This window comes from Rhodococcus sp. 06-470-2 (genome assembly GCF_002258235.1).
GTDB lineage: Bacteria > Actinomycetota > Actinomycetes > Mycobacteriales > Mycobacteriaceae > Rhodococcoides.
Genome location: NZ_NOYB01000024.1, coordinates 69,783 through 87,337 on the forward strand (window position 1 = coordinate 69,783; position 17,555 = coordinate 87,337).

At 65.9% G+C, this 17,555-nt stretch carries 5 protein-coding genes; all 5 read left to right on the top strand.

Going from position 1 to position 17,555, the window contains the following annotated elements:
• Nucleotides 1–58 precede the first annotated feature (58 nt).
• From CH276_RS12965 to CH276_RS12985, 5 genes are read left to right on the top strand one after another with little or no spacing between them, the layout of a single operon-like run.
• Entirely contained in the window at nucleotides 59–8,593 is an 8,535-nt protein-coding gene (locus CH276_RS12965) for a non-ribosomal peptide synthetase (RefSeq protein WP_094630813.1), read from the top strand.
• On the top strand, nucleotides 8,590–9,507 hold the full coding sequence (locus tag CH276_RS12970) for a TauD/TfdA family dioxygenase (RefSeq protein ID WP_094630811.1): 918 nt from the start codon (nucleotides 8,590–8,592) through the stop codon (nucleotides 9,505–9,507). The genes CH276_RS12965 and CH276_RS12970 overlap by 4 nt, the downstream gene beginning before the upstream one ends.
• On the top strand, nucleotides 9,504–11,597 hold the full coding sequence (locus CH276_RS12975) for a non-ribosomal peptide synthetase (RefSeq protein WP_094630809.1): 2,094 nt from the start codon (nucleotides 9,504–9,506) through the stop codon (nucleotides 11,595–11,597). The genes CH276_RS12970 and CH276_RS12975 overlap by 4 nt, the downstream gene beginning before the upstream one ends.
• Entirely contained in the window at nucleotides 11,594–15,928 is a 4,335-nt protein-coding gene (locus tag CH276_RS12980; protein ID WP_094630807.1) for a condensation domain-containing protein, read from the top strand. The genes CH276_RS12975 and CH276_RS12980 overlap by 4 nt, the downstream gene beginning before the upstream one ends.
• On the top strand, nucleotides 15,925–17,538 hold the full coding sequence (locus CH276_RS12985; RefSeq protein WP_094630805.1) for a cyclic peptide export ABC transporter: 1,614 nt from the start codon (nucleotides 15,925–15,927) through the stop codon (nucleotides 17,536–17,538). The genes CH276_RS12980 and CH276_RS12985 overlap by 4 nt, the downstream gene beginning before the upstream one ends.
• Nucleotides 17,539–17,555: the final 17 nt, after the last annotated feature.

A 17,555-nucleotide genomic window follows, 5' to 3' on the forward strand; every position in this document is an offset into this window, starting at 1 on the left:
AGCCGATGCGCGTCGCGCATTCGGGGATCGCGACGCCGGCCCATGGGAGATCTGCGAGATGAATCGATTGACCGCCGCTCAGTCGGCGATGCTGTTCGACCAGATCGCCGAACCCACCGATATCGGCAACAACGTCGTGGCGTCCGTGATCGTTGCGAGTGGGGCATCGGCGTCCGACCATCGATCGGCGTGGGAGGACGCGCTGCGACGCCACCCGGTTCTGATGAGCCGAATTGTCTCTCACGACAGTGGTTTCCGGTTCCGGGCAACCGACAGATCGATATCGGTCGACGTTGCTCAGGTGCCCGATGTGCGTGACCGGAGCGTGCGAGAGGATCTCGCGTTTCGTGTGATGCAACCGTTCGATCTGTTCGCTGGGCCCCTCGTCCGCGCGGCAGTCCGCTGTGACGGGCGCCGTGCGGTGGTGTCGCTGGTGGTTCATCACATCTTGATCGACGTTGCGAGCGCACCGTTGATTCTCAACGAGTACTTCGCGAACCTGCGAGCGCTCGAATTCGGTGAGTCGGGTGCGAAAATCGACCCTGGAGCGAACTTCGAGCAGTTCGTCGACGCCGAGCAGGCCTACCTCCGTTCGTCCGAGGCGGAGGCCGATCGCGCGTACTGGTGTGCCACAGTCGAGGGCTACTCGAACGATCCATTGGCCGGTCTGCCGACCTCGACCGATCCTGCCCCCGACCCTCTCGAACCGTTCGTGCGGTTCGAGGCCGAGCCCGACGTCGCCGAAGCTCTTCGTGCACAAGCGAAGTCGGCCGCTGTGTCGCCGGCTGCATTGTTCCTCGCGGCATTCCAGCGCGCTCTCGCCGCTGTCTCGACCTCCACTGTCGCCGACATAGCAGTCGGAATGCCGGTGCTGCGGCGCGACGAACGACATCTGACGACGCTGGGTAGTTTCACCCAACTCGCAGTGGCACGTTCGCGTGTCGGGCTCTCGTTCGACGACGACCTTCGCGCAGCGGGCGAGGCCATTGCAGGTGCCAGGCGACACGGACGCCTTCCGCTCTCGGAATACGCACAGTACGCAGACGAACCCTCGTGCTTGACTCGAACCACCTTTCTCTACGAACCGTCGCATCTGGCGTTCGGTACTGCCTTCGTTCTCGGTGATCGATGGGACTTCGACCTGTCGGGTTACCGGGCGAACCCGTATCCGGTGCCCTCGCAGACCGGCCAATTCGACTTGAGATTCCAGGTCGGGCTCGTGCGCGGAAGATACGTCTGCGCAGTACATTTCGGACCGCGGTATCACCGTGCTGCGGTCCTGATCGCCGAGCACATTCGAGACGATCTCCAGCGCATTTCAGGACCGGCGTCCTTCGCTTTCGTCGAACCGGGTCGGTCCGGTTCGGGCTGGGTGCATCCGGCCGATCGCGGGCCTACCGACCGACCGGCCGATGTGATCGCACGAATCGGCGACATCGCGCGTTCGCACCCCGACCGTTTCGCCGTGTCGACCGGTTCGGCCAGGTTGACCTACGCCGAACTGTGGCGTTCGGCGAGTCGGGTGGCACGTTCGCTGAGCGGTCGACGGGGCGAGCTCGTGGCCGTGTCGATGCCGAAAGAGCCCGACGCCGTGGCGGCGATACTCGGGGTGATGTTGTCCGGCAACGCGTTCGTTGTCGTGGACCCGATGTATCCCGAGCAGCGTCGCGCCATCATGCTCGCCGGCATCGACGTGGCCGTCGTCGCGACCGGTACGGGGGGTGCGATTCCGAAGACGTTCGCAGGGTCCGTCATCGAATACGGTGGTGCTGATGGGAGTCCCGCGGCCGGCGGGCTTCCCATACCCGACCGCACGCCTCCGCTGCGTGCTGCTTACGCCGTTCACACCTCGGGATCGACCGGACGGCCGAAGCGCGTGCTCGTGGATCGCACAGCTCTGGCGTATTCCACGGCTGCACGCGATGTCGTGTACGGCGAAGAGCCGCAGCGCTTTCTGCACCTGTCGTCACTGTCGTTCGACAGTGCATACGCCGGTCTGCTCTGGACGTTGGTGCGGGGCGGTGAGCTGTTGCTCGTCGATACCGGCGAGCCGCGCTCGACCGCAGAACTGGCCGATGTGGTGGCCCATCGTGGTGTCACCCACGTACTTGCCATCCCGTCGTTGTACGAGGCACTGCTCGACGAGTCCGCCAGCTTGCTCTCTCTGCGACAGGTGATCGTCGCGGGAGAGGAGTGCACCGAGGCTCTGGTCGATCGACATCATGCGAGGCTGCCCGATGTCACGCTGACCAACGAGTACGGCCCGTCCGAAAGTGCGATCTGGTCGACCTCCGATGACGTCGCAGCGAACGAGCAGGTCACGATCGGGCGAGCAGTACCCGGTATCGGTACTCGCGTGGTCGACGAATCCGGTCGCCCGGTCCCGGCAGGAACACCCGGCGAACTTCACCTGACCGGCACGCTGGCATACGGATACGACGGCGACCCGCGGGCCACGGCCGACAAGTTCAGGCCCGATCCGTGGGGGACCGACGGACGGCGGGTGTACGCAACCGGGGATCGAGTGCGAATCGCATCCGACGGTCGGTTGGTGTTCGATGGCCGAGTCGACGAGCAGTTCAAGATCTCCGGATTCCGTATCGAGCCCCGCGAGGTCGAAGCGGTGGTCCGCCGGATCACCGGGCATCAGTGTGTCGCGGGTGTCGCGACGGGGCCCGGTGGGCGCCGTGACCTCGTCATCGCCGTCGACGATGCCGTGTTCGCGAGCGTGGACGTCGAATCGATGCTCACCCGTATTCGACAGGAGGTTCCCGCGCATCTCGCACCGCGCGCTGTGCAGGTCGTCGAGTCCATCCCACGCAGTGTGAACGGCAAGGTGGACAGGCGTGCGGTTGCGGCATTGTTGTCCGAGGTCGCTGTCCCGACGACCGAGCACAATGCGGCCGGTGCACCCTCGACCGACATCGACGGCCTTCTCCTGGACGCGGTTCGGCATGCGTTGTCGTGTGCTGTCGACGGGAGCCGTACCTTCGTCGAGCACGGCGGTGACTCGATCGCCGCCATGCGGGTCGTGGGCTTCCTGCACAGACGGGACGTTCAGCTCTCACCTCGCCGACTTCTGGCACCGGTACCGCTACGCGAACTCTCCCTCGTCACCGGAGGGGAGGTCGTTCCCTCCGTGCGGCCCATCGGCGCTCGGACGGATACGCTCGCCACCAGCCGTGCTCAACGAGCCATGCTGCTGCAGACCGCGCAGGCGTCGTCACCGGGGGTCTACGTCGAACAGTTGGTGCTCGAACTGTCGGGTGATGTCGACGTTGCGCGTCTCGCTGCGGCGTGGCGAACAGTGTTCGAAGCCTTCCCTGTCCTCGGAGCGCACGCCACCGCGGCCCCGTACCTCACCCTCGACACCGGACGAGCAGGCACCGTTCCGATCGACATCCGTCCCGAGGTCGTGAATTGGACCGACATGCTGGCCGAAGATCGTGCGCGTGGGTTCACTCTGCCGGTCGATCCGCTCTCGCGGGTGCTGATCGTGCCGAGCGCCGACGGTGTGCGGGTCCTGTGGACCCATCACCACGCAATCGCCGACGGCTGGTCCCTGCCGGTGATCGTCGCGGGCCTCGCGGCCGCGTACCGCTCGGGTGACGTAGGTGACAGACAAGCCGGATTCGAGTCGTCGGCGGACGAGTCCGTCGCGGAACATCGGTCGAATGCACGCCCTCTGGTGGAGAGATTGTCCTCGCCGACAGAGGTGGAACTCGGTGCGACCCGGACCCACACGATCACTCCACCAGTCGATCTCGATGTCGTGGCCGACAGGCTCGGCATCACGGAGGCCGCACTGGTCAACACGGTGTGGGCACTGGTGCTCGGTAGCGTCTTCGGAGTCCGCACGGTCGAGCACGGCGCGGTCGGCAGCGGCCGTCACATCGGTACACCGGGGATGGATCGCGCGGTCGGCATGTTCGTGCGGATCGACCCGATCACCTCGACGTGGACCGACGTCACGGAACTAGCCGACCTCGGTGCTCGTGTCGCCGATCAGGTGGCCGCCGCGATGGACGGACCTGTTGCCACCGGGTGGGCACCGGAGACCCTCGTCGTCGTCGAGAACTACCCCCTCGATCCGTCGGTTCTCTCCTTCGGACCGGGGATCGAAACGGCATCGGTGGAGCTCGTGGAACAGACCGAGTTCGCACTGGTTCTGCAGTACCGGACATGGCCGACGAGCGCGCTCCATCTGCACGTCGACACCACTACGGTCTCGCCGACAGCCGCAGGTGCCGTGGCTCGACGAATTCGAGCAGTGCTGTCGGGGCTGGCCTCCGCCACGGGTGAAACTCCGGTGACGACGATTCTTGCCGCCCTCGCGAATCGGGAGGTCGATCACGCTGTCGAACAGTCGGTTTCGGTGGTCGAGAGGGTCGCGCAGAACGCGCGAAACCATCCCGCTCGGATCGCCCTGGTCGACGGTTCCGTCCGCTCGACCTACGCCGAGCTGGACGAGCGTCGTCGAGACGGCGCGGCTCGATTGCGCGCGGTCGGTGTCGCGCCAGGGCACGTGGTGGCCGTCCGTGCGTCGGCGTCGGTTTCGCTGGCCAGTACGCTTCTTGCGATCGCAACCGTGGGTGCCACCTGGATGGTCGTCGACGACGATCTTCCGGCCCAGCGAGTCGAGACGATGCTCGCGCGATCCGGAGCGCATTGGTCGTTGGTACCGGGCGAGCAGGCCGTGCGATCGACCGTCGCGTTGCCGAGGTCCGAGGCGAACCCAGCCGACCATCTCGCGTACCTGATCTTCACGTCCGGCACCACCGGTGAGCCCAAGGTGATCGCCGTGGAGCACGGCGCGCTTGCTCGCCACCTTTCCGGTACGTGCGCGCGTTTCGACTATCGGCCGACCGACGTCGTGTTGGTGTTCGGGTCGGTGGCGTTCGACGCGTCGCTCGAACAGCTCTTGGGCGCACTGTATGTCGGTGCCACCGCAGTGGGCAGGCCGAAGAATATCGTTGTGCCTACCGAACTCGCGCAGTTCCTGAACGAGTTCGCCGTCACCGTGTTCAACCCGCCCACAGGCTATTGGACCCAATTCAGCTCCGTTGCGCTGCCTCCGACTGTGCGCACCGTCATCGTCGGTGGAGAAGCGTTGCCGGCGTGGGCGACTCGCGTACCGGACGGAGTGACGCTCTGGAATGCGTACGGCCCGACCGAGGCGGTGGTGACGGCCCTCGCCCACCGCGTCGAGCGTCGGGCACTCGATCCACTCCCGATAGGCACGTCTTCACCGGGTCGTGGTGCGGCGATCCTCGGCCCCGACCTGCTGCCGGTCGCCGACGGCGTGATCGGCGAGATCTGGCTGACCGGCATTCTGGCAGCAGGCTATTCGGGAGACCCCAGAAGTACGGCCGATGCGTTCCGGCCGAACGTGGCCACCGTTGCATCGGCTGGTGAGCGGATGTATCGCACTGCGGATCTGGGATTCAGGGCTGCCGACGGTTCGATGACGTTCGTCGGCCGGGTCGACCGTCAGGCCAAGGTTCGTGGGTATCGCGTCGATCCGGCCGAGATCGAGACCGCGGCGGTTGCAGTGGACGGCGTTGTTTCGGCCCGCGCACTGCTCGTAGCACCCAGCGACGGTGTGGCGGTACGCATCGAATGCGTCGTCGTGGTTCGAGACAAGGACGCTCGATCCGTTCGCGCCGCAATGGGAGCGATCCTGCCTCCCCATCTGGTTCCGGCGCGTGTGCACGTGGTCTCTGAGTTGCCGTTGACCCGAAACGGGAAAGTCGACGATCTCGCGTTACGGACCCGGATTCTCGCCGGTACGCCGGCCGTGGGTGACCCCGGCGACGCCACCGACATCGACGGCATCGTCACCTCGGCGGTGCGGGAGGTTCTCGGCGTCACCGATCGAAATATCGGATTCGTCTCCGCCGGAGGCGATTCGCTGCGTGCGCTGGAACTGTCGGCGATAGTACGGCGCAGCGGAGTCGTCCTCGACGTACGGGTGGCTCTCGCCGACGGAACCGTCGATGCCCTGGTGGCGACCGCATCCGTCGACCCGTCTGCCATGGCCGACGGTACCCAGCCCCATCGAAGCCGGCTCCTACCGCCGGCCGTGCACTGGTTCGGAGATCGTGTATCGCCCGAGCCGATCGCGCAGTGGAACATGGCAATTCGGCTGGATCTGGATTTCCTGCCGGACAGCGCCCGCGTGGACGCAGCGGTAGCCGAGGTGCTTCGCGTACACCCCATGCTTCGGGTGCGCCTCGAAGAAACGGACTCGGTTCAGGAGTTCGTTCTCGCCGAGGCATGCCCTGTCCTGTTCTTCTTCGACACGGTCGACCACGAAGTGGCGAACGCGTGCAAGCGGGTGTTCAACATGCTGACCCGTCGAGTCGGCATCGACAACGGCACACCGATCGGTTTCGGCGTCGTCCGAGCGATGGACTCGGGTGCGGCCACGATCATCGTGCTGGCCCATCACCTCGTCATGGACGTCGTGTCGCTGCACATCGTCGCAGGAGACCTGATCGAGGCCGTCTCTCACGGTGACGACGGCGTTCGTCTTCCGTCCGAGCACACCAGTGTTCACGAGTGGGTGCAGTGGCTGGCCTCCGACGCGAGCGCCCCCGGTTCGTCCGAGCGATGCCGCGCCGCCTATCGAGGGCTCGACCTCACGTGCGCAGATTCCGGACGTATCGAGCCGGGCACCGAGGGCGCCGCGGTCTCGGTACAGCGAAGTGTTCCCGCCGCGATGATCGACGCGGCGACGGCCGCCATCGGTGCAAGTGTCGAGGAGATCCTGCAGTCGGCGGCGGTCACAGCGTATGCCGAGACAGCAGACGCATCGCCGGTCGTCATCGAGGTCGAGACGCACGGACGTGAGCTCGACGCGGACGGTATCGATCTGACCCGAACCGTCGGGTGGTTCACCGGACTGTCCGCGGTTCCGGTACACCCCGCGACACCAGGTGAGCAGATCGCCGAGATACGTTCGAGGCGAACGTTTCTCGGTGCAACCGGTCAGCTACCCACGGTCCTGAGGTACATCCTCGGGTCGGACCCGTGTCCGGGATTGCGTCCACACGTCGGCGTGAACTACGTCGGGCGGCTCGACGCCGATCGCACGGGCTCGGCACGTGCGTACGGCCAGGGGCATCTGCGTGCCGCTCATGCCACACGACCGGTCGCTGTCCAGATCGACGCCTGGTTCAGAGGCGGGGAATTCGTCGTAGCAGTCGAACACGTGGACGGTGAGTCGGCGGATCTGGTCGCCGATGCGATGGTCGCGGCGATCACGGCCGCGTCTTCGGCCCGGTCGATCGCGGTGGAGGCGGGACTGTGTGCGATCGATCTGCGCGGCAACACGATCGACGACGTACTCGCTTCCGGGCCTGTCGAGGCCGTCGCACCGCTCACCGAAGTTCAGGAAGCGATGTACCTGCGCAGCGGTTCCGATCCCGGCGCTGCATACATCGAGCAGATCGTCCTGAGACTGCCGGACGGCGTCGAGGTCGGCCGACTGTGCGCAGCCGTCCGATCCGCGGTCACGGTGATGCCCCTGCTTCGCGGCGATATCGTATGGGAGGGGCTTGCCGATCCGATTCTGGTGGTTCGGGCACACGCGGAATCGGTCGTGGTGTCGGACACTCTCGATGCCGGGATCGACGTCGATTCTCTTGCACGAGGTTCAGCGCTGTTTCGGGCCACCGTCTCGAACGGTGCGTTGGCCCTGACCTTCCACCATCTCGTCGCTGACGGCTGGACCGTCCGAATGCTGCTGCAGCACATCGACGATCACTACTTCGGCCGTCCCGTGCCGACGGAAGCCGATCATCGGATGCTCCTGCACATGGTCGTGTCGGCGAATCGGCAACGGCCTGCCTCTCTCGACCGATCTCCGGCCACGCTGCTTCCGCCGCTCGATCCGGACGCACCCGCGGCGGGCCACGGGAACATCGACCTGACCCGCTCGGTCGAACCGGCGGCTGCGCGGCAGGTACGGCGGGCCGCCGCCCGACGCGGTGTCACCGTGGCATCTCTCGTCCACGCCGGCTGGGCACTGCTGCTCGGACGGTCCGGTCGGCACGTGCGGTTCGGCAGCGTCGGACAACACCGTCCGGCGGGCCATGACGATTCGCCCGGCATGTACATCGAGACCCGCACGCTCGACGTGCGACTGCCCGCCGATATCGACGTTTTGCTGAAGTCGATGCATCGTGCATTGCGAGCAGAGCCCGAATCCGATGTCCACGAACACGATCCGGACCGTGTCGTCACGGCGGGCGTCGGTGCGATGTACGAGACCGCGGTCATCGTCGACGACGCACGAGGAACCGGCGCAGCCGACGAGTTTCTCGGTCGCCCCGTCGAAGTGATGTCGACCCGTGAACGCACGGGTCTTGCGCTGACCGCGTCGGTGATCGACCTCGGCGGCGCGTCCGGCATCGAGGTGACCCTCAACTGCGATCTGGAGCAGGTGACGGAGCCGGACGGACACCGCATCCTGAGTGATCTCCTCGAGATCCTGGCCGACCTCGCCGAGCCTGCCGATCACATCGACCGACGGGTTCCCGATCTGCCCATCAGCACCACAGCCGACTCTGCACCGAGGAGCACACGTTGACCACCACCAGACAGGCGATCGACGTCGGGGCCGACGCGACCGCATGGATCGATGCTCATCTGATCGAACTTCGCGAGATTCTCGCGACCGAGGGCGTGTTGCGTCTGCGCGGTCTGGGCGGGGCAGTCCGCGAGTTCGACACGATCACCGAAACCGTGACGGGCGCTGCGCCACTCGAATATCACGGCGGCGCAACGCCGCGCACCCGAATCGATCGAAACGTGTATTCGTCCACGGATTTTCCGTCCGAGTACGCGATAGATCTGCACTCGGAGATGGCGTATTCGCGTACCTGGCCGCTCTACCTTGCATTCTGCTGTGCGAAGCCACCACGTTCCGGCGGGGCCACTCCACTTGCATCGACGGTCGAGATCGCCGAGCGCATTCCGGTCGCGCTTGCCGAGCGGCTCCGTCTGTTCGGCATCAGGTACCGGCGCGCCTTCCACCCCCTGCTCGGTACCGACTGGCGCAGTGCGTACGGCGTGAACGACGAGGCGGAGCTCGTCGACTGTGCTGCCCGACGTGGAGAGGACGTTCGGATCGACCGTGACGTCGTCACGTCGTCGTGGACCTTGCCTGCGTACCGAGACTGCGGAGGCGGCATCGAGTCGTGGTTCAACCAGATGGTCGCGTTCAACGTGCGCACGCTGCCGTCCGGGGTGCGCGAGGACCTGCTCGACGTCGTGGGAGAGGACGGAATCCCCAAGAACACCCTGCTCGGTGACGGCTCGCCGTTCCCCGAATCCGACATCGGCGCGGTGCGCGATGCGGTGGACGCGACATCGACCGCCGTGCCCTGGGAGGCGGGGGATCTGACCATCGTCGACAATCGCCGCTTTGCACACGGACGGCAGCCGTACACCGGTTCTCGGGAGTTGCGGGTGTGCATGACCGGAGAGGGGAGTTGGGCATGACCGCCGATACCCTGTTCGCGCGTCTGGCCGGAGCCTGGGTCGTGGACGACGACAGCGCGAGCCACGGGACGAACGGAGTGCCGGCACATGTGGCCGATGCCTCCGTCGATACCGTCGAGTCCGCCGTCCGTGCGGCGTTGACGCCGTTTCTGTTGGGGGAAGGCACTATCGGTTCGCTGCGCACGATACGCACCGGTGCCGGTTGGGTCGTGGACGCCGGTGACGTCATCGTCAGGGCGACACCCGAACGGGTCGAGGTCTCGGGGCAGGTGGCCGGGTGGACACTCGATTCGTTGGTCGCGTCCTCCATAGCGACCGAAACGGCTCGCCGACTCGATGCGGGGATCGCCGGTGACGCGCCGGCGCCCGAGGCGAGAAGGTTCGAGAACGTCGATGTCGTCGAGCGCATCCGCACACACGCCCGACTCACACCCGACCGCACTGCAATTCGTTCCCTAGCCGCGACGCTCGACTACGCGGACCTGGTCCGTGCCGCCGAGGTGGCGGCCGACGGACTCGATGCGTCCCGAGCCGGAAACGTCGTTGCGGTGCGATTCGATCGGTCGATCGGCTCGGTGGTGACACTGCTCGGAGCCCTGATCTCGGGGCGCGCCTATCTGATGGTGTCCTCGGACGACGAATCCGATTATGCCCGCACCGCATCGACCATCGCCTCGAGCCGGGAATCGGTCTCAGGAGGGTTCGATCGAGCGTCGGCCTCTGCCGCCGCGTACGTGCAATTCACGTCGGGAACATCCGGTGAGCCCAAGGCGATCGTCGTCGAACGGGCCCAATTGTCTGCTTACTGTGCATTTCTCGAGGCCGAGAAACTCTGCGGCCCGACAGTGACCATGCCGGTCCTCAGCGCCCCCGAATTCGACGCCATCGTCAAGCAGATCTGGGGGCAGCTCACCGCAGGGGGAACGGTGGTGCTACCCGAGTCGGGCGACGTACTACGAGAGATCGACCGGGCCACTGCGATCGACAATGTGTCGATCAATACGGTGCCGGCCGTGTGGAATCAGTTCCTGGACGTAGCGACGCACCGTCCGATCACGACGCGGGGAACTCTGCTGCTCGGTGGTGAGGCCCTCGATCCGATTCTGGTCGAGCGCACTCGGTCCCTGTGGCCCGGTGTACGGGTGGTCAACCTGTACGGACCATCCGAATGCACCTCCAACGCAACATGGTTGCGAGAGGTCTCCGGCCGCCGCGATCGCACCCCCATCGGCAGCGCGATCCGTGGTTCGGTCGCAGTCGTACTCGATGACCGGCTCACCGCCGTTCCCGTCGGTGCCGTCGGGACCCTGCACATCTCGGGCGACAGCGTTTCGCGGGGTTACCACGGCGACACGCGTCGCACCGCGGCCTCGTTCCTGCCGATGGCAGTGGACTGCGGAACCGGATCGGGCACCAGGATGTACGCGACCGGCGACCGCGTGCGAGCCACGTCCGACGGGCTGGTCTATCTCGGCCGTACCGATGCCGAAGTGAAGATCAACGGAGTCCGCACCGACCTCGAGGCTCTGCGCAACGACATCGCCGTCGTCCCAGGGGTCACGAGCGCCGCAGTGGTCGTGGTGCACGGCGGCATCGAGGTCGTCGTCGAATGCCCACTGCAACAACGGGACGACGTGTTCGGATCGGTGCGAGAACGAGTCGAAACCAGCTGGCGACGCGAACTGCGCACCAACCGGGTGCGCTGGGTGGCCGAGATTCCCCGTACCGAGGTGGGCAAGGTCGACGTCTCGACCCTCGCCCGGCACGTGGACCGACAGGCTGCCTCGGAAGGCCTCGACACGGCGGCGGCCGCATCGCCTGCACCACCGCACCGCGTGCTCGAGACGATCTGGACGTCCGTGCTCGGATCCGAGCCGACTCGGTCGTCGTCCATCGTTGCGCTCGGCGGCGATTCGATGAAGCAGCTCAAGATCGTCGCGCTGTACCGGCGCATTCTCAAAGTGGATGTGTCGCTTCACGATTTCAAGCAACGAGACACCCTGGGTGAACACGAGGATCTACTCCTCGAGCGCGTCGACGTCGCCCACCTCGATCGAATGGCTGCATCGTTGGACGGGGCGAAACGGTGAGCGACATCGACGTTCTTCTCGCTGCCGCGGACACGGGAATCGAGGCCGAGGTTGCCGTGGATCTGCGGGCACCGAGCCCGTATCAAGAACGGCTCTGGAGAGCGCACTGCGCTGCACCTTCGACCGCATATTCGGTGCCGTGTGTGTTCGATCTGGACGGCGGAGACAGCGCACGGGTGCTCGCGGCGATCGTCGAGGTCCTGGCATCACACGAGGTGTTCGCCACGCGCATCGTCGACGCCGACGGCTCGAGCTTCGCGCTCGAACCCGTCGGTCCGATCGTTCCCGAGATCGCTGTCGTGGACGACGTGGACGCCGCGACCGAGGAACTGCTTGCACGTGGGTGGGCGAGCGGACCGTTAATGCGAGTCGCCCTGTTTCGCAGAGAGGGACGCTCGGACCGCATCGCCATGGTGTTCCACCATGCCGTGATCGACGGCCATTCGGTGTCGCTCCTGATCACCGACATCTCTCGCGAGCTCGCGGAACCGGGTGCCTCCTCGATTCGGCCTCGTCCCCGCTATCGCGATGTCGCTCGGGTACGGCTTTCGTCGAGGTCGTGGTGGACAGACCACCTGGCCACGGTGCCGTACCGCCGCGCCTGGCGACCGTCCGAGCCCGGCGCAGCCGTCGTCAGCCGTGCCTCGGTGAGGGCCGGTCGCCAGGATGCCACGAGCTGGTTCACCGCAGTGGCCGTCACGCTGTCCAGGCTTCTCGGCTCGGAGGTCGTGTGCATGTCGATACCACTGGCCAACCGTCGGGAGGTCGAGGAATTCGACGTGGTCGGCCCACTCGTGAGCACCGTGCCGCTGGTCGTGGAGGTGTGCGAGAGCGACACTCTCTGCGAGGTTCGTGGCCGCATCGAAGCTTCGGTGGAGGCTGCGAGCGCGCATGCCGACGTGGATCTGGCCGGCGTGGTCGCCGACCTACGCCGCGATGACCCCGATTTCTTTCTGCCTACCGAGGTGTTCGTCAACGTCCAGAGCGCCGACCGATCCTGTTTCGCACTGGGCGGCGCGACAGCTCGGCCGGTCGCAGTACACACAGGGGAGATGAAAGCCGCACTGACGGTGAGTATCTCGGCGACCGATTCGCCGGAGGTGCAGATCGAGTCGGCGCTGCCGGGGTGGTCGGCAGTGACCCACGACGGCATCCGAGACGTTCTGCTCACCGTTCTCGCTGCGGATCCGTCGGTATCGGTCGCGGAACTCTCGGTCGGACTCACCGGCACCACGGCGTCTCGATCGAGGCTCGATGCCTCGATCCTCACGCCGCTGCTGTCTGCGGCCGACGATTCGCGAGTCGCACTGGTGGCACCCGATCGCACCCTCACGCGTGCGGAACTGGTTCGGGAAATTCGAGCGCGTGCGGGAGTTCTGACGCAGCACGGCGTGGTCAGCGGGGACGCAGTCCTGTTGTCGGTCGAGCGAGACCACGAGTTCGTGGTGTGGGCTGCGGCGATCATGGCACTCGGAGCGGCGTATGTTCCGGTGGACACTCGGCACGGAGCAGTCCGCATCGCTTCCATTGCAGCACAGTCGAATGCCAAGTCCGGTGTGTTCTCGGACGTCGCCGAGGCTCCGCCCGGTCTCCACACGATCGACCGCGCAGCTGTGGTTTCCGACGTCGATGCGGTCGAGTTGCCGACCGTCGCTTCGGGCCTGCCCGCGTACATCATCTTCACCTCGGGCACCACCGGCGCTCCCAAGGGTGTCCCGGTCACTCACGCCAACCTGCTGGCGTTGCGCGATGCCACCGCCTCGATCATCGAGCCGGGCGACATCGTCTCCGCCGTGCACGCGTTCACCTTCGACTTCAGTGTCTGGGAGATATGGACAGCGCTCTCTCGCGGGGCGCGCGTCGTGATCTACGAGGAGGGCGTTGTCCGCGACCCCTTCGAGTTGGCCGTACGGCTGAACGAGGACAGTGTGAGCGTTGTATCGCTGACGAACTCGGCGTTCGGGTCGCTGATCGCGGCGCAGCCGGTTCTCCCGTCGTTGCGACGCGTGGTGCTCGGCGGGGAGCAGGTCTCGTCCGGCTACGTGCGGCAGTGGCTCGATGCAGTCCAACACCCAACGGGGGGTGTCGAAGTCGTCAACATGCTCGGTGCCACCGAGACCACGGTGCACACCACTCGGCGGGTGGTCACCCGGACCGATCTCGAGGCCCCCGCCGTCCAGGTGGGGGAACCGCTCGAGCATCTCGACGTCGTCGTGATCGACGCGGCCGGGCGGGCACTGCCGAGAGGCTTCGAGGGCCAGATCACCGTTCGCGGTGCAGGTCTGGCTCTCGGCTATCTCGGGCGCGGTCGGTTGACAGCGTCGCGCTTCGTTCCCGATCCGTTTCCCGATGCTCTGCCCGGTTCCAGGCTCTACCTCACCGGCGACAAGGGGCGGTGGCTCGCACCACGCGAACTGTACGTCGACGGTCGAATCGACTCCCAGGTGAAGGTTCGCGGACACCGTATCGAAACGGCCGGGGTCGAGGCCGTACTCGAGCAACTCCCCGGTGTTCGGCGGGCCTGCGTCGTTGCACACGAGAATCGTCTGCTCGCGTTCGTCGACGCCGCCGACGACTGCGTCGATCTGTACGCCGGTGCTGCCACCGGACTGGCAGCCTACGAGGTACCCGACCGAATTCATCGCGTGCACGAGTTCCCGGTGACGGTCAACGGCAAGCTCGATCGGCGAGTGGAGTCACTGACCGCTGTGGCACTCCCGTCGGAGGTGAGGCCGCATGATGAACCGGATACTGCCCCGGGGTGGTTCGAGCGTGCACTCGCCGATGCGCTGGGGTTCGAGGAGCCCGACGAAGACCGCTCGTTCCTGGCCAACGGAGGCGATTCGATCCTCGCAGTCCGCCTCGTGAGCGATGTCCGCTCGCGTGGAACAGAGCTCGGAATCGGTGATGTACTCGGCGCATCGAGCCTGAGAGAACTTGCCGCACTCGTGGCCGATCGTGGGGTCAGGGCCGAGCCCGAAGACGAAGAGCTGCAGCCGTTCTCGCTGATCGACGCCGGCGTTCGTGATGGCCTGCCCTACGACGTGGCCGATGCGTACCCGTTGTCGGCAGCGCAAGAGGGCATGTTGTTCCACATCCGCTCCGATTCGGTCGTTGGGGTGTACCACAACACGGTCAGCCTGCGCATTCGTGGTGGGCTCGATCCGTTGGCGTTCCGGGTGGCACTCGCCGACACCGTGCGCAGACACGAGGTGTTGCGCACCTCCGTCGACGAGTGGAGTGCAGCCGAGCCTCTGCAACTGGTGCATCGGCACGTGGCCACACCCCTGTCGGTGGTCTCGGTGCCCCTGGGTTCGGACGCCGATGCAGTGATCGACGAGATCGTCTCCGCGGAACGGGTGCGCCCGTTCGACCTCGACCGGGCACCGCTGTTTCGTCTGACACTGGTTCGCGTCGCACCGGGGGAGGACCAGCTGATCATCAGCGACAGCCACCTCGTACTCGACGGGTGGAGTTGGACCTCGACACTGGCCGAGGTCGTCGACCGGCACAATGCTCTGCTCCGACGAGATCAGGCGTACGACACCCTCTACCCACCCGTACCCGTCAAGTTCGTCGATTTCGTGGCAGCAGAACGACGTGCGCAATCGTCCGCAGCGACATCGCAGGCCTGGGCCGAGCACCTGCGCGGCGTCCGGCCGCGCCGAGTGGCCGATGTTCGCAGCATCGGTGGCAGAGACGTCCGACGCACCGAGATCGACGCCGATGCTCTCCGTGAACGTGCCGCGGCTGCGGGTATTTCGGTTCGTCACCTCGCGATGGCCGTGCACGTTCATGCGCTGGCCGAGGTCTTCGGCGATCGCGAACTGGTCACCGGTACAACTGCCAACGGTCGGCTGGAGCGCGAGGGTGGTGTCGATGCCCGCGGGATGTTTCTGAACATGCTGCCGCTGCAGTTGCGTGCCCTGTCCGACCCGATCGCGACGGCGGAGGAATGCGCTCGCACGGAGGCTGCATTGATGCCGCATCGATGGCTGCCGAATGTGGACATCACGACGGCGGTCGGCAGGGGACCGTTGTTCGACTACGGATTCAATTTCGTTCGCTTCCATCGTCTTTCGGGCATCGAGAAGACTCACACCTTCGGCTCGAAGGACGACGATTCCCACTTCTCGCAGGAGGACACCGACTTCGCCTTGATGGCGACGTTCTCGATACACCCACCCGAGCATCGGCTCGCGTTGATGCTCGTCGTCGACACAGCCCGTGTGTCACCGCCGCGCCACCGAGTGATCGTCCAGGCGTACCGCGCAGCACTGGCCGACGCGGCGACAGCGGTCGACGCCACCGAAGGAGACACCCCGTCATGACAACTCTGCTTGCAGTTCTACTTCGAGGCGGTCGCGGTATCTCGGCCCTGGCCGTGGTCGCAGGAATCGTCACCGGTGTTGCGACCATCGCCATGGTTGCGACCATCACCAGCGCGGTGACCTCCGACACCGGACTCGACGCGCTGGCACCGTTCGGGGCGGCGGCCGTGGCGGTACTGCTGTCCGGTGCGTTGGCCTCGAACGCACTGGTGCGGGTGACACAGAAGTCCGTCGACCGACTGCGTACGAGGCTCGTCGACGACCTTCTGTCGGTGCCACTGCGCGGATTCGAATCGCTGCGTACTTCTCGCGCGATGGCGGTGCTCACCGACGACCTCGCCGCCGTGGGGCAGGCAGTGCAGTCTCTGCCGTTGCTGCTCATCAACTCGGTGATCGTCGTCTGTGCACTGGGGTACGTGGGCATACTCTCGCCCGTGGCGCTGGGAGTGTTGGTGCTGGTCATCGTCGTCGGCGGCGGTGCGTACGCGTTCGCGAACGGCAGAGCCGGAGCGCACATGTACCGAGCCCGTCAGGCTCAGGACGGACTCCACGAGACCTACCAGGCCATCACGCACGGCTTCAAGGACGTCAAGCTCAGCTCCCGGCTGCGGGCATCCCTGGTGGAACAGGACCTGCGTCGGCACTCGGGCGACTACGCGCGCAGCGTCGTCAGGGGTTCCACCGTCAGCCTCGTCACGGGGTACTGGGGGCAGATGCTCTTCCTGGCGTGCGTCGGTGCGGTCGCCTTCGGTGGGGACGCCCTCGGCATTCCGGCACAGGATCGAGTCGGTGTCGCACTGGCGGTTCTCTACCTCAATACCCCGCTCGTCACCGTGCTCAACATCGGACCGGTTCTGTCGCGTGCGGTCGTGGCACTGCGCCGAATCGGCGAGGTCGCGACACTGCGCGAGGACAGCGAAGTCGTCGTCGACGTCGGGCGGCCCGCCGTTGTCGACGAGATCGGCGTCGAGGGTGTGACATTCGCGTACGACGCTCCTTCACCAGGAGAGGCCTTCGCGATCGGACCGGTGACACAGCGCTTCTCCCGCGGCACGATCACCTTCCTCGTAGGCGGAAATGGCAGCGGCAAAAGCACATTGGGTCGTGTGCTGGCGGGGTTGTACACCCCGGACGGGGGATCGCTCGAGGTCGACGGCAGCGCACTCTCACCGAACGAGATCGTCGCCTATCGGGAAAACGTCTCGGCGTGTTTCGCCGACTCGTACGTCTTCGGTAGGTTGCGGTCGGCCGATCCCGAGGTCGCTGCGCGTGCCCGCTACTGGCTGCACGAGCTGGGGCTCGACGCGGTCGTCGAACTCGACGGGGAACGTCTGATCTTCGAGGGACTCTCGAGCGGACAACGCAAGCGGCTGGCTCTGGTGGAAACGCTGGCGGATCCGCGCGATGTCGTGGTGCTCGACGAGTGGGCCGCAGAGCAGGACCCGGAGAACCGACACCGCTTCTACACCGACATCCTTCCGCGCATCCGCGACGAAGGCCGCATCGTGATCGTCGTGACCCACGACGATCGCTACTTCGACCTGTGCGATCACCTCGTCAAACTCGAGCGGGGCGCGCAGGTGTTCGTCGATCAGCCCGTACACAACTGACGCAAGCCATCACTCGA